The organism is Collinsella sp. SGI.180, assembly GCF_050313455.1.
In the GTDB taxonomy this organism is placed as follows: Bacteria; Actinomycetota; Coriobacteriia; order Coriobacteriales; family Coriobacteriaceae; genus Collinsella.
In genome coordinates, this window is the sequence record NZ_JBNPLL010000010.1 from 1 (window position 1) to 14,186 (window position 14,186).

General features: G+C 61.7%; 13 protein-coding genes. All 13 read right to left on the minus strand.

From position 1 onward, the window contains the following. Positions 1 to 59: 59 nt before the first annotated feature. Positions 60 to 1,145: a hypothetical protein gene (locus tag ACQRAP_RS05295; protein ID WP_427795084.1), complete on the minus strand. Its 1,086-nt coding sequence runs from the start codon at positions 1,143 to 1,145 to the stop codon at positions 60 to 62. Positions 1,146 to 1,272: 127 nt separating this feature from the next. Beyond that, the gene (locus ACQRAP_RS05300) at positions 1,273 to 2,358 is read right to left on the minus strand and encodes an isocitrate/isopropylmalate dehydrogenase family protein (RefSeq protein WP_427795085.1); all 1,086 of its coding nucleotides are present in this window, start codon (positions 2,356 to 2,358) and stop codon (positions 1,273 to 1,275) included. 6 nt (positions 2,359 to 2,364) lie between these two features. Further along, a complete protein-coding gene (locus ACQRAP_RS05305) occupies positions 2,365 to 3,063 on the minus strand; it encodes a hypothetical protein (protein ID WP_427718960.1) in 699 nt (232 codons plus the stop codon). 15 nt (positions 3,064 to 3,078) lie between these two features. Continuing rightward, on the minus strand, positions 3,079 to 3,507 hold the full coding sequence (locus tag ACQRAP_RS05310; RefSeq protein WP_427728604.1) for a hypothetical protein: 429 nt from the start codon (positions 3,505 to 3,507) through the stop codon (positions 3,079 to 3,081). Between the two features lie 5 nt (positions 3,508 to 3,512). Next, positions 3,513 to 4,592: an NAD(P)-binding domain-containing protein gene (locus tag ACQRAP_RS05315; protein ID WP_427718955.1), complete on the minus strand. Its 1,080-nt coding sequence runs from the start codon at positions 4,590 to 4,592 to the stop codon at positions 3,513 to 3,515. 98 nt (positions 4,593 to 4,690) lie between these two features. Next, positions 4,691 to 5,644: a DegV family protein gene (locus ACQRAP_RS05320; RefSeq protein WP_427718953.1), complete on the minus strand. Its 954-nt coding sequence runs from the start codon at positions 5,642 to 5,644 to the stop codon at positions 4,691 to 4,693. Between the two features lie 80 nt (positions 5,645 to 5,724). Then, positions 5,725 to 6,309, minus strand: coding sequence for a ribosome hibernation-promoting factor, HPF/YfiA family (gene hpf / locus ACQRAP_RS05325; RefSeq protein ID WP_055285508.1), 585 nt, complete (start codon positions 6,307 to 6,309; stop codon positions 5,725 to 5,727). Between the two features lie 317 nt (positions 6,310 to 6,626). After that, positions 6,627 to 7,619, minus strand: a complete 993-nt coding sequence (locus ACQRAP_RS05330) for a substrate-binding periplasmic protein (protein ID WP_427795101.1) — start codon at positions 7,617 to 7,619, stop codon at positions 6,627 to 6,629. A gap of 749 nt (positions 7,620 to 8,368) precedes the next feature. Continuing rightward, positions 8,369 to 9,478 carry a hypothetical protein gene (locus ACQRAP_RS05335; protein WP_427795086.1) on the minus strand — a complete coding sequence of 370 codons (1,110 nt, stop codon included), beginning with the start codon at positions 9,476 to 9,478 and terminating at the stop codon, positions 8,369 to 8,371. Positions 9,479 to 9,489: 11 nt separating this feature from the next. Beyond that, entirely contained in the window at positions 9,490 to 10,248 is a 759-nt protein-coding gene (locus ACQRAP_RS05340; RefSeq protein WP_427795087.1) for a ComF family protein, read from the minus strand. A 150-nt stretch (positions 10,249 to 10,398) separates the two neighbouring features. After that, the gene (locus tag ACQRAP_RS05345) at positions 10,399 to 12,093 is read right to left on the minus strand and encodes a PSP1 domain-containing protein (RefSeq protein ID WP_427718946.1); all 1,695 of its coding nucleotides are present in this window, start codon (positions 12,091 to 12,093) and stop codon (positions 10,399 to 10,401) included. Next, on the minus strand, positions 12,084 to 13,211 hold the full coding sequence (locus tag ACQRAP_RS05350) for an ATP-binding protein (RefSeq protein WP_427728614.1): 1,128 nt from the start codon (positions 13,209 to 13,211) through the stop codon (positions 12,084 to 12,086). The genes ACQRAP_RS05345 and ACQRAP_RS05350 overlap by 10 nt, the downstream gene beginning before the upstream one ends. A 1-nt stretch (position 13,212) precedes the next feature. Beyond that, the gene (gene tmk / locus ACQRAP_RS05355) at positions 13,213 to 13,896 is read right to left on the minus strand and encodes a dTMP kinase (RefSeq protein WP_427747986.1); all 684 of its coding nucleotides are present in this window, start codon (positions 13,894 to 13,896) and stop codon (positions 13,213 to 13,215) included. Positions 13,897 to 14,186 lie beyond the last annotated feature (290 nt).

Here is a 14,186-nt window from a genome sequence, read left to right on the forward strand (position 1 = left end):
TCCGCTCTAGGGGGCTTCATCAGATATTTCGGCTTCGTACTCGAAGGCTCAGGTAATCTTTACGCAAACAGGCCGTAGATGCTGATATTGGCCTTGGCGTAGAGGCCGTTGGCGTACTCGGTCCACTTGGAACTGGCGCTCGAAGCCTGCGAAGAGTACTGCTGGTAGGCGGTGTAATAGGCGGTCATGGCCTGCTTATAGGTAGCGCTATCGGCCGTAAAGGCATCGTCGGCAAAGGCCTTAGCGTAGGTGCTGTCCTTGTCCTTCCAGGTGCCCTTCTTGCTATCCCACTCGTCACCGGCAAGGTTGATGATGTAGTCGGCGTAGTCCTTGCTCGCGGTGTCCTCGTTGCCGTCAGAAGGCTCGGTCGGAGCGATCGGCATGCTTGCGGAGCTATCGCCCACCTTCTTCTTGTAGAGCTTCTGCAGCGTTGCGGACTGGCGGACGATCTGCTTGGCCTGATCCTTGGACACGCCATACTGCGTGGCCATGGTCTTGTAGTCCGAAGTGCCGATAGAATCCTCGGCGTACTTCTTCATCTCCTTAGAAGAGACGGTGATGCCCTCATCCTCGGCAGCGTCCAGCAGGATCTTGTTGCGCACGTAGGACAGGATGACATCGGCAGAGGGAGCGGTGTAGTTGCCATCGCTATCCTTGACGGTATCAAGGCTGTACTGGCTCTCGATGGCCTCGCGCGCGGTGATGTCGCTCTTCTTGCCGTTGTAGCTGTAGCTTGCCACGGTCGAATCGAGCTGGTCCTCGGTGAGGGTCGCCGAGCCGACGCCCTTGCCGCCAAAACCACCGTTGCCAATAAAGAAGCCGACCACAGCAGCGATCACGATGGCGACCACAAAGGCGGCAATCATCGTCTTCTTGTGCTTGGATGCGCTGTCGTCCACGTCGGAGTCATCGTCCTCGTCCTGCTCCTCAGGCATGAGGTTCTCGTCGGCGGCATCCGCGGCAATCTGAGCCTCCAGGCGGGCGTCCTCCTCCTCGGCGGTCGTGCCGGCAGCAATGTGCTCGGCAGACGTACCTGCGACCAGATCGATCTTCTCGTCCTCGTCACCGTCGGGGCCTTCGCCGCGCTCGATGATCTGGATGCCGTCGATCTCGTCCTTCTCGTCCTTCTTTTGAATCAGACCCATATCAGTTACTCCTTGTTAGGAAACATAGTCCTCAATAGAATACGCCCGACAGAGCGCCGGGCGTATTCATTCTCAGGTTATCCGCAAACGTATAAGTACCGCTTAGGCGTTTGAAAGCCGTATCCCCTTAGGCAAGATGCGCGATAACGGCATCGGCAAAGGCCTGCGTGCCCACGGCGCCCTCAATGGAGCCGGTCTGGGCACGACGCACGTCACCGGTAACCTGCTCGCCCTCGTCGAGCGTGGCAGATACGGCGGAGCGAATACGATTGGCAGCGTCGTTCTCGCCCAGGTGATCGAGCATCATAGCCGCAGACAGAATCTCGGCCGTGGGGTTAGCGATATCCTGACCAGCGATATCGGGCGCGGAGCCATGCGTGGCCTCAAAGATGGCACAGTCGGCTCCGATATTGGAGCCGGGGGCCATGCCAAGGCCGCCTACAAGACCGGCGCACAAGTCGCTGACGATATCGCCATACAAATTGGGCAGGACCAGAACATCGAAGTCGTTGGGGTTCTGAACCAGACCCATGCAGGTGGCGTCGACGATCTTGTCGTTGAACTCGATATCGGGATAGTTGGCAGCTACCTCGCGAGCCACGCGCAGGAACAGGCCGTCAGTCGCCTTCATGATGTTGGCCTTATGCACGGCCGTCACCTTTTTGCGGCCGCAGCGGCGAGCATACTCAAAGGCGTACTCCACAATACGGCGGCTCTTGGCGATGGAGATGGGCTTGATCGAGATGGCGGAATCCGCGGCGAAGGTCTTCTGACCCGAGCGCTCGACAAGCTGTGAAAGCTCCTCGACCTCGGCAGCGCCTTCGTCGAACTCAATACCAGCGTAGAGGTCCTCGGTGTTCTCGCGCACGATAACCAGGTCGACATCGCGGAAGCGCGAGCCATCGCCCGGTTGCGACAGGCAGGGGCGCACGCAGGCGTACAGATCGAAGTACTTACGCAGGGCAACGTTGACGCTGCGGAACCCCGTACCGACCGGCGTGGTGATGGGGCCCTTGATGGCAACTTTGGTCTGGGCGACGGCATCGAGCACATGCTGGGGCAGCGGCGTGCCAAACTCGTCCATGACGCCGGCACCGGCCTCCTGGACGTTCCAATTGATCTGGACACCGGCGGCCTCGACCACGCGGCGCATGGCCTGCGTAATCTCGGGACCGATCCCGTCACCGGGAATCAGGACTACATCGTGCGCCATAATCTGTTACTCCTCGTCTTCGGCGTCGTCAGATTTTTTAACGCTAGCACGCTTCTTCTTTTTGGAGAGATCCAGGCCAAAACGTTTAACAAGCATTTCGCAAATCTCGCTCGAACGGGCCTTGAGATAGCTGCCCTTGCCGTTCTCGGCATCGAACTTAAGGCGCAGCGCAAGCTTCTCGGCGATCTCGGCATCGATCTCGCCTTTGCCAAACTCGTACAGGCAGCCGAGCATATCGCGATACTCGAGGTCACCGTGGTAGCACTGGATGGCCTCGTCCAGGATGGGCCAAGCCTCGCGCGAACGCTCGACGCTCGTGGCACCCCACACGCACAGCAGGCGGAAGGCGGCATAGCGCAGCGTGGAGGAAATCTCGTCAAACAGTGCGGTCTCGGCGCCCTCAAAGGCATCGCCCAGCTGGTCGGGGCAGGTGGTGGCGAGCGCCGCCAGGGCATCGAGGGCCTCCCAGCGAGTCTGAGCCTCGGGCCGGTCGAGCGCCTCGATCAGCGCGGGCACGCAGGGCACGACGCGCTGCGGATCGCGCTCGGCAAGCAGGTGCAGCACGCGGGCGGCAAACTGGCGGATACGGCGCGTGGGGCAGCCGAGCTCCTGGACCAAGCGGTCGACGGTGTTCTCGTTCTCCTCTGCCAGCTGAAGCTGTGCCAGCTCCTCGTCGGTGAGCTGTTCGTCTTTGTTTTCTGCCATAGTTACCTCTTCTTACTATTTCTTAGTGTGCCTGCCAGCACCCTTGCTGTCATCGGTGACCGAGATGAGCTGTCGGTCAGCCGCGCCATTGCGACGCGCGCGGCGGCGCTCCTCGGCGTCTCCTGCGTCGGCGGCGGCGCGATGAGCCTGGTTGACGTTAAAGACCTCATCGTGCTTGCGCCACGGACCAACGGACTCGCCAAAGCTCATCTTAAGGCCGGCGATAAAGCCGCCAAGCCAGCCGATCGGCGCAAACTGCACCAGCGGGAACAGCGAGAACACCCAGGTCAGCAGGACGACTGCCGCCGCTCCTGCAAAGTTGGCAATCCAGTAGTCGCGCTTGGTGACGACGCGCTTTTCGCACGCCCACTGGCCGCACAAAAAGCCAATGTAGATCGCAAAGAGAAAGAGCACTAGTGCGAGCACCACGAACGTCCAGCTCATGGGCGCTACTCCTCGTGATGGTGGCCGCAGCAGCACTCGTGGCCGTCGTCATGGCCGTGGCCGCCGCAGCACTCGTGGTCCTCGCCATGGTGGTGGCCACAACCGCACTCGTGGTCGTCGCCATGCTCGCCGCAACCACAGCCTTCCTCATGAGCACCATGCTCCTCGGGACGATACTGCGACCAGTCCAGACCGGCGGCAATGGCGTCGGCCTCCTCCTTATAGAGGACATTGATGGCCTGGGTACCCAGCTTGGCACCACCGATAGCGTCGAGCATGTCATAGAGCGTAAAGGCCACGTCGGCGCCGGGCAGCGCAAGCTCGCGGTCGTCGGCATAGGCGAGCGCCAAGCGCAGGTCCTTGATGAAGTGCTCCACCATAAAACCGGGCTTGTAGTCGCCGTCGAGCGCCTTGGGCGCCAAGCTCTCCATGGCACCGGACTTGCCGGTGCCACCCAGGATCATCTGACGGGTCTTCTCCATATCAAGGCCGCTCAGCTCGGCAAACGCCAGCGCATCGGCCATGCCGACCATGCAGGCGCCCAGCGACACCTGGTTGGCGAGCTTGGCAGCCTGGCCCTTGCCGGCGCCATCGAAGCAGCAGATGGTTGCCGCAAAGGTGGAAAGGATATCGCGGACCGGGGCAATGTCGTTCTCGGTAGCGCCCACGATAGCCGTAAGCGTGCCGGCGATAGCACCCGACTCGCCGCCGGTGACGGGGCAGTCAAACGCCATGCGGCCGGAAACCTGGGCGGCCTCGGCAATGTCGCGCGCCAGCTCGGGCGAGCTCGTGGTGAGGTCGATCAGGACCGCACCGGGCTTAGTGCACGCGAGCAGACCGTCGCCCGCCAGGTAGAGCTCCTCGACCTCGGAGGGATAGCCCACCATGGTAAAGACGACGTCGGCGTTCGCCGCGGCATCTGCCGGCGTATCGGCCCAGACGGCACCGCGCTCAACAAGCGCTGCAGCCTTGGACTTGGTGCGGTTGTTGACCGTGACGGGATAGCCAGCGTCCAGAATGTGGCCGGCGATAGGGGCACCCATGATTCCGGTGCCGATAAATGCGACAGAGAGCTTGTTTGCCATGAAACCTTTCCTTTTGGGTTGGGTGTTATTACCAGGTTGAATACTCGTTGCCAGCGTTTGGGCTGTGAGTCGAGGGCGATTACGGACGCAGCGCTTGCCTACTGGCCGCGCACGCGGCGGGCGATGCGGTCGGAAAGCGACGCCTTGTCGGTGCGGTTCTTGCCCCAAAACGCGCAGGCCACCATGCCGGGGCCCACGTGCGAGCCGATGGTGGGGCCCACGGAGCTGCGAATGATCGTGACGTCGGCGCAGCCCTCCTCCTTGCGGATGGCGGCTTCGAGCCAGTCACCGTCCTTTTCGGCATCGGCCGTCATGATGGCGATGGGCATGGTGCGATCGGGCACGTAGTTCTCGCGGAACGACTTGAGGATGGACTTGAGCGCCTTCTTGCGGCCGCGGTTGACGCCGATCAGCGACAGCGAGCCGGCAAGGTCGTAGGAGAGCTCGGGCTTGACGTCGAGCTTTGCCGTGAGCTGCGCCGCCGCGGGCGGAATGCGGCCGCCGGCAGCCAGTGCATCGAAGCTCTCGAGCGTAAAGTAGCCGTGCACGTAGGTCTTGGCCTCGTTTGCCCAATCGACCAGCTGCTTGGCAGTCAGTCCCGCCGAACGCTGGCGCACGGCCTCAAGCGCCAGGAGCTCGCCGGTCGCGCAGGGCAGAGCGTTGTCGACCACGTAGAGCTCAAAGTTGGGATACTCGGCGCGCACGGCATCTGCCGCCTGGCACGCGGAGTTGTAGCTCGACGACAGCGCCGAGGTAAAGCACAGGTAAACCGTGGGTGTGCCCTCTTTGGCGCACTCGGTAAAGAACTCGATATAGCGACCGAGCGACACAGCCGAGGTGGACACGCGGGCACCGGCGCGCATACGGTCGTAGAACTCCTTAGGGCTCATGCTCGACCAGATGTCGTCCGTGCGCTCCTCGCCATCGATAATGAAAGGGAAGCCCAAGATATCGACATCGAGGTTCGCGGCGACCTCGGGGTTAAAGTCGCAGCAGGTATCGACGACGATACGGCAGCGGTCCGAATGACCGGCGGATGCGGCCTTGTCCATCAAAGCGACTCCTTACGTAAAAAAGGCGGCCACCCGCATGGGATGGCCGCCAACCGTTAACTCATGCAAGTTAACGTATTTTACTCGTCAAGTGTTTCGATGCGGGGCTTGATGATGCCATATCCACCATTCTTACGGTGATACACCACATTGATGAGGCCAGTCGTCGCGTTCTCGAACACGTAGAAGTCGTGGCCGAGCAGATCGGTCTGCACCAGCGCCTGCTCCTCAGTCATCGGGGTGACATCGATGACCTTCTCGCGGACGAGCAGGTCGTCGTCCTCCTCGGGCAGCAGCAGGTCGGCCAGATCCTCGACGCGCTCGACCGGTGCGACATCCGCGGCGCTGGCACCGCCCTGGCGGTTGTCCACAACCTTGGTCTTGAACTTGCGCAGCTGGCGGGTGACCTTATCGGCGGAGAGATCGATGGCGGCATACATATCTGCGCCGTGCTCGGCGACGCGAATCACAGAGCCGCGGGCACGAACCGTGACCTCGACGATTGCCGGGTTGGGGTTCGAGGGGTTCTTCTCATAACGAAGCACGACGTCGACTGTCATGGGCTCGATATCGAAAACCTTGAGCGCCTCGCCGATCTTCTCGTCCACATGCGCACGCAGAGCATCGGTTACCGTCGTCTTGCGTCCAGAAACCTTGATATCCATACGTGGCTCCAATCTGCCTCGGGGACTTACTGTACTGGCTATGTACCCATTGCCGTGCATTTAATCACCCGAATTCCCAAAGGCCCGAATAACGACTGCTTGATACCGCATACCGAAGTCTCGCACTTTTCCGCGGCAAAGTGCGCTATATGAGGGCGTCGGCGGAGTTGGTTTTTCTCCTGGAAATTGCCCTTGAGCTGCTGGTTTTATCAAAATTGAAAAGCCGGGCTCCCCTATGGGGGAGACCCGGCCATGCGTGTTGAAACCGTGAAGAAGCGCCTTGTTCAATGTATGGCAGGCGCCACCCCTACCAATAACTAGCTATTGAGCTTGTTGATGTCATCGTCGGTGATGGCGCCCTCCTGGCTAGACGACGGGCTGTCGCCGTTGTTATCGGAGGTGTCGCCATCGGAGGGCTCGGTCTCGTTGGACGTAGATTCGGATGCCTGCACATTGGCCCCCGAAACAGTCTTGGCGGTAAGGTCATAGGGCATTTGGCCGTACCAGACGCAGTGGACCGCCTCGAGCGTGCCGTCGACCGTGATGTCGTCGAGGGCATCGCTCACGGCACGGCACAGCTCATCGTTAGAGCTAAGGCCTGCGACGCCAAGCGTGGAGGGCGTCTCGAGCGTGCCGACACAGGAGATCTGGCTCATCAGGCGCGCGAGGTAACCACCGGCCGTGGAATCACAGATCACGTAATCGACCTCGCCCGACTCGAGTGCCTCGAAGCACTCGTTGATGTTGGAGAAGGTCTTTTGGTTGGCCGTGATGCTCTGCTTGGCGAGCGCTTCCTGCGAGGCCGAGAAGGTCTGAACGCCCAGGGTAGCGGCGTTAAGGGTTTCGGTGGAAACGCTCGGCGACTCGCCGTCACTGCTCTTGCCGAATACGGCGGGGGCGTCGTACAGACAGGTGCCAAGCGAGCTGATATCGCCGTCCGTAGAGCTGACGTCGCCAATGAAGATATCGGCCTTTTTATCGCTGAGCGCGGAATCGGCCGAGGACGCATCGACAAAGGCGACCTTGAGACCCATGCGGCATGCGAGGGCACGAGCGGCATCGACCGCATAGCCCGTGAGGTTTCCGTCGGCATCCTGCATGGCTTGCGGGGCATCGGAAGTATCGAGGGCGACTGTCAGGGTTCCCGGCGTGACCAGGGCATCGTCCGATACCGTGGGGGTAACGGTCTCGCGCTCGATCTGGTCGATCGTGGGCGTCGTGAACGTGGACAGGGGATTGAACGCACATCCACTCAGGCCCAAAACGGCAATGACCGCCGCGGTCCCAGCACCCAACCGAGCTGCATGCATCAAGCTGCCCCTCACCATGTCCGCTACCCTGCCTTCTGTGTCGTATACGATCCGTGCCCTGCACGGAATATCGGGTTGTTCCCACCAGCTGACCTGGTATTTGACCCCACACTTGCGCACCGGGGCGTTTGCTCGGGAGGCCGCAGCCACCTTCACGACTGGCCCGCTCGCCCGCGAGGCGGTATTGCCCCAAAGAAAGTAGAACGGACGGTGCGGCTTACATCTAGGACGCGCCATGATCGCGCCGCGCGCACGCGGTCGCTTACGTGGATCCCTTTGACCGCGTCTGTCTTGGACTTGGATGGGCGCATTGCCCGTCCGCAACCACAGCCTGGCGGGAACGTAGCGCATTATAGCTAAGTTCAAGCTAAAGTTTAAGGTTAGGTCGTCATTCGCACCGCGAGTACAGATTTCGCAGGTCGGAGCGGACCGTGCGTGTTCCCATGAAGCCCGGAGCTCCCCTACGGGGAGCTCCGGGGCGCCCGCCTCGGGGTGCCGTGGCCAAAAAATGGCAAATATGAGTACTGTTACCAATTTTGTAACAGGCAATTTTGGCCTCTCGGACAGATTTTGCGCTCAGTGTCGCCAACCTGATGCTTAGTTATTCTACATTTGTTTATTATCTTTTTACTTTACGACGCCTCCGAGTCCTAAATTCCTTGATTTTGCTGTTACTGATTTAGTGACAGTACTCATATTTGCCATATTTTGGCCAGGGCATATGATTAACCCCCTATTTTCGACGCGAATTATACCGGCTTAAGCCCAAAACACGCCCGCAGCGTGTTAAGCAACGCCTCTTGCTTCTTCCTGCGGGCATCGACACGATTCCGGTACCGCTTTCGCATACGCTGGTGGATGCGCCATGCGAGTGCCTCCATTGCCTCCATGTCGCAAAGTATCTCGTTATTGACCGTCGCGACCTCGACTCCCATAGTAATCAAGCCCGTGTTGCGTTTTTCATCATGGATACGTCCCCTCCGGGAGGAATGGCCCAGCTCACCGTTGTATTCCAGGTCAAACCGGGCTGCTTCCTGATACGCATCGCAAACTGCATGCGGCATCCCCGAGATTGCCTGCGCGCGGTCATCGAACTCAATCTTGTAGTCGGTCTTAAAAGGACCGCAGGCAAATCCACCATAGGAAAACGGAAGTGAAAACATGGCAAGCATGATGCACTCCATGGGTGAGCGCAGGTTTTCCGACAGATAGGGACACAGCCGCCGCAGTTGTTTGGCCGCACTCCCCTTGCATGTCGCAAGGTAATCTGCCAGGCGATCGGGCGTCAGCACCGGCTCGACTTCAAAGTAGCCCACGTCTGCCGGTTGGTCCTTGTCCTTTGCAAGTCTATTCGCAACAGGCGAGGTATAGGGAGGTAGATACTTCCCGCGATCGCTCAGTGAAATCTTGGAACACAGTTCCTGGGCCAGGGCAAACGCCTGGATACAGCCGACCTCGCGGGCGACGGCAACACAAAGGGCCTCGGGAGATAGGCTGTACACCCCCGGTTCCACCTCTAGAATCGATCCGGCAGGCAACCCGGAACACACGGACCAGCCCACGCCAGGCATGCGGCGGCGCTGCTTCGCCGACCCCACCAGCAGGCACAGATCTTCTTGCACCTCGCCGCTTTTGGCTCCAATTCGCACCAGGTCGGGAAGATAGATGTCCTCGGCCGAGGGAGACGATGCGTACAGCACGCGGCGCTCCTCCTCGGGCTCAAGGTCCTTCCAGCCGATGTAGCCCATCTGCCGGCGCACGGCTCGAATCATACGCAACGCCGAGGCGCCCGCCAGAATCACGGAAGCCGCTAGCTGCTCTTTTGTCGGTTTGTTGCACTGTTTGATTGTTACCGCCACACGAATCACCCCTACCAAACGCGTGCGATAGCGAGGCCATCGACGGCTTTGGCGCCGGCGCGCTTAAGCTCCGCCGAGGCTGCTGCCATTGTCGAGCCCGTGGTAATGACATCGTCGATGAGCAGCAGACGACAGCCACGTACATCCTCGACCGTCTCGTACATGTCCCGGGCATGTTCCCGGCGCTCGGCGCGACCGAGTTCGCGCTGGTCGCCATGACCGTATTTGACCAAGGCGTCCAGCAATGGCACACCCGAAAGATCGCAAAACGAGCGCGCGATTGCTTCCATGTGATCAAATCCACGCCGCCGAAACGCCGCCGCAGTCGCGGGAACAAATACCACCGCGTCGGCACCGGACAGCACGCCGCCGTAACGGTCGGGGGCTGCTGCCTGGGCATGCAAGGCGGTGTCGTAGAGCAGCTCTGCCAGATACGGTGCCAGACGGCGCTCGCCCGCATCCTTGTATGCCTTGATGATGCGCGGCAACGGATGTGCATAGACAGCGCACGCCAGGCAGCGATCGAGGGCCTTAGCCACCGTCGAAGACGCACCCTCGACCGAGCACTCGGTACACAGCAGGTCTCCAAACGGAGCGCCGCACCTCGTGCAGCTGTGGCGCGGATCGACAAGCGTGAGCGACGCCAGGCACTCCTGACAAATAAGCGCACCGGCACGCTCGCAGCCGGCGCATCGCGTGGGCGAAAGAACCTCGAGTGCCTCATGCGCCGCGCGCTCGGCAAACGGTAGCAATTCATCCGCAAACGGCAAGATGCCGGCACTCCGTAAGCGGCTCAAACCATTCAGATAGTTATTTATGACAAAACCCTCCCTACGCTTGGGCGAAGGGAGGGCTGTCGATTCAGTGCCATGATACCCCGTTGCACTTGGGGTCAGACAAGTCGAATCCGCTTGCGGGCGCTATTCGCCGGCAGGCGGTTGCGGTGCGGACGAGGTGTGGGTCGAGCCTTCGCCACCATCCTGGCGCGGCTTGCGGGAACGGCGACGGCGGCGGCGCTTCTGACTCTGGTCGGCCGAGCCCTCGCCACTGCGATCCTCACGCGGTTCGCGCTCGTCGCGAGCACCGCCGCGCGAAGCCTTGGCGGCAGCTCCTCCGCCATCGCCGGGGCGACGGCGCGTGACCTTGACTTCACCATCCGAAACCTGATCGGCCACAGAAGGAACCGAGGGTTTCTGCTGCGTGCCCGAGGAATGGCGACGGCGCGGACGCGGCGCGCGCTCCTCCTCGCCACGTGGCCTGCCAGCCTTGTCGGCAGGCGCGTCGGAGGCCGAGGCACCCTTGGGAGCGGCACCGGCCTCGCGAGCGGCTGCGGCGCGGAAGGCGTCCTCGCGCTCCTCGCTCGACAGGTGGCGGCGACGACGGCGCGTGGGGTTCATGCCGCCGCCGCGGTTTTGCTGCTGGGGCTGCTGAGCCTCGCGCTCGCGAGAGGCGTTCTTGCCCGCGGTCTCGCCGTTGTCGACGGACGCCGCGCGCTTGCGGCGGCGACGGCCGCCGGCCGCCTCCTCGGCCTCGGACGCCTCGGCCTTGCCGCGGCCCTTTCCGCGGCCACGACCCTCGCCCTGGCCCTGACCGGCACAAGCATCGGATTCGGCATCGCGACGACGGCGCTTGGGCATCGACGTGCCGGCCAGACGGTCGGCACTCGACAGGCCATCGCCCACGTCGACGCCGTTCTCGCGATCGAGCTCCATGAGCGCCAGGCGCATCTCGGGCGACTCGATGCGCTCGAGCACATCGCGCGTCACGCAGTCGGGGCGGCAGCTGCAGCCCTGCTCGGCGGCCTTCTTTTTGCAGCCCTCCGAGCACGTCATATCGGCCAAGTTGACCTTAAAGACTTTACCGTTCTCTAGGCGCAGCACCAGCTGCTCACGCGGCGTGTCATATTCCTGGATACGCGCCTTGCCGAGCGGCGTATCGATGAGCGTCTTCTTTTTGGGCGCACGGCTCTTAAAGTCCTTGTACGCCTCGAACTCATAGCGCAGGCAGCACATCAGGCGGCCGCACACGCCGCTGATCTTAGACGAATTGAGCGGCAGGTCCTGCTCTTTTGCCATGCGAATCGAGACGGGCTCAAACTGTCCGCCAAAGCGCGTGCAGCAGAGCTCCTGTCCGCATTGGGCATAGCCGCCCACCAAGCGAGTCTCGTCGCGCACGCCAATCTGGCGCATGTCAACGCGAATGTGCAGCGTCGAGGACAGGTCCTTGACGAGCTGACGAAAATCGACGCGCTCCTCGGCCGCAAAGTAGAATACGGCTTTCTCGCCGCCAAACAGGTATTCGACACCCACCGGCTTCATCTCGAGGTCGAGATCTTTGACCAGACGGCGGAAATCGACCATGGCCTCATCGCCCTGGATGGCCAGGTCGTCGGCAAGCTGCAGGTCGATATCGCTCGCCACACGCAGCACGGGCTTGAGCGGCTGACCGATCTCGTCTTGCGGCACCTCAAAGGGATCGGCCGTGACCAGGCCGATCTCGGTTCCGCGCTCGGTGGAGCAAATGGCATAATCGGCCTCGAGGATATCCAGATCCTGCGGGTCAAACCACAGGTCGCGCGAGGCGTAGGTAAACTTAACGGGTACGACTAACGGCATTTCAGTGCCTTCCTAATATCGAACAGCATGACCTCGATGACCAGCTGGGGAGTAACGTTTCTGGCAATGTTGCGCTCGGCGGTCGCGACCGCCTCGAGCGCCCGGGTGGCACCCGCAACATTCGTCGCGGCGGCAAGCCGCCCGATCGTGTCGCGCACGTCCTCGTTCACAATGTCTGCCGCCTCATCCTGAAGCGTCAGCAGCACGTCGCGCATGAGCGTCCGCGCGCTCGCCAGCGCTTCCATGATACCCGAACGCTCGCGCGCATTGAGTTCGCGCTTGTTGCGGTCCTCAAGCTGCTTCAATGCTCCACGCGACAGATAATCGGCGTTTTGCTCGAGCACCTTTTCCTGCGTGGACTTGACCTCGGCGAGCGGAGCCTTAACGGCGACGATGAGCGACTTGGCGCGGCTGAGTACATCGGCCTCGTCGGCGGCGATGAGCGAATCGATGGCGCGGATCATCTGGCGGCGAGCATCCTGGCGCTCGGCGCTCTTAAGGAACTCGATGCCGCGCGTGGGGCTCCCCGCCACGGCGACCGCCATGCGACAGCGTGCGAGATCCTGGCCCGTCGCGCGGCTCACGGCCTTCGTGGCCACGGCGGGCGACACCAGCCGAAACGGCACGCACTGGCAGCGGCTCACGATGGTGGGCAACATCACGTCTGCCGAGGTGCCCAGCAAGATAAACATAACGCCCTCGGGCGGCTCCTCGAGCGTCTTGAGCAGTGCGTTGGCGGTGTTGGCGCGCAGCTGCTCGGCACGGTCGATGATGTAGACCTTGGCCTTGGCACGGATGGGCGCCAGCGGCACGTCGTCGAGCAGCTCGCGGGTCTGGGCGATGAGGTAGCCCGTGGCGCTCTCGGGCGTGTAATAGTGCACGTCGGGGTGCGTATGGCGGGCGACACGCACACAGCTATCGCATGAGCCGCAGCCGTCCTGCTCGCACAGGAAGGCTTGGGCGAGCGCCCAGGCGGCATCGAGCTTGCCGGCACCGGGAGCGCCCAAAAACAGGTAGGCGTGCGATGCGCGGCCGCTGGCGACGGCGTTGGTCAAAAAATCGCGTACGCGCTCTTGGGTGTCGAGCTTGGCCAGCAGGCTTGCCTGAGCGGGGGCCATGTTACTCGGCCTCCTGGGCAAGCGTGGCGGTGACGGCGTCCTGGGAAATGTCGAGACCGTACGCGCGAACCTGCTCGACCGTCTGCGCGAAGACGTCCTCGATGGAAGCGGTGGCGTCGATGAGCTTCACGCGATCTGGCTCCTCGGCGGCAATGGCACTAAATCCCTGGTAAACGCGCTCCTGGAACGCCATGCCCTTGGCCTCCATGCGGTCGACCGCACCACGGGCGGACATGCGCAGCGCCGCCTGCTCGGGCGTGATGTGATAGACGAGCGTGAGCGCCGGGTGCGTCCCCGCGACAGCAAGGTTGTTGGCGTCGCGTACCATCTGGCGATCGAGACCGTCGGCAAACGCCTGGTAGCAGGTCGTGGAATCATAGAAGCGGTCACACAGGACCACCTTGCCGGCCGCAAGGGCGGGAGCTATGACCTCGTGCACCAGCTGGGCGCGTGCGGCCTCGTAGAGCAGCAGCTCGCAGGTATCCCCCATCGCCGTATTGGCGGGGTCGAGCAGCAGGGCACGGATCTTTTCACTAATGGCGGTACCACCCGGCTCACGCAGGGTCACGACCTGGTAGCCAGCGAGCTCGAGCGCACGGGCCAGCAGGCGCGCCTGCGTGGACTTACCGGCACCATCGACGCCCTCGAGCGTGATAAAGCTATGTTGAGCGGGCTCAAAAGCCATGGGCGCAGTCCCTTCCTACAAGGCGCGTAAATGCAGATATATCAACCAAATCATGATACCCCAGGGGCAGGCGCACCCCAAATCCAACCTAGTCATTGGGGACGTTCTTAATTGACTGGTCGTTTAAGAACGTCCCCAATGACTACCCAATGACTAAAGGTGCCTTTCCAAAGTTGCGGTGAAATAGGGACTGACTGAAGCTCTAAGACCGCCAAACAGTCCCTATTTCACCGCAACTTATGATGGGGAATTTTGGATGCTTGGTATAATCGTCGTATGGCATTGAAATG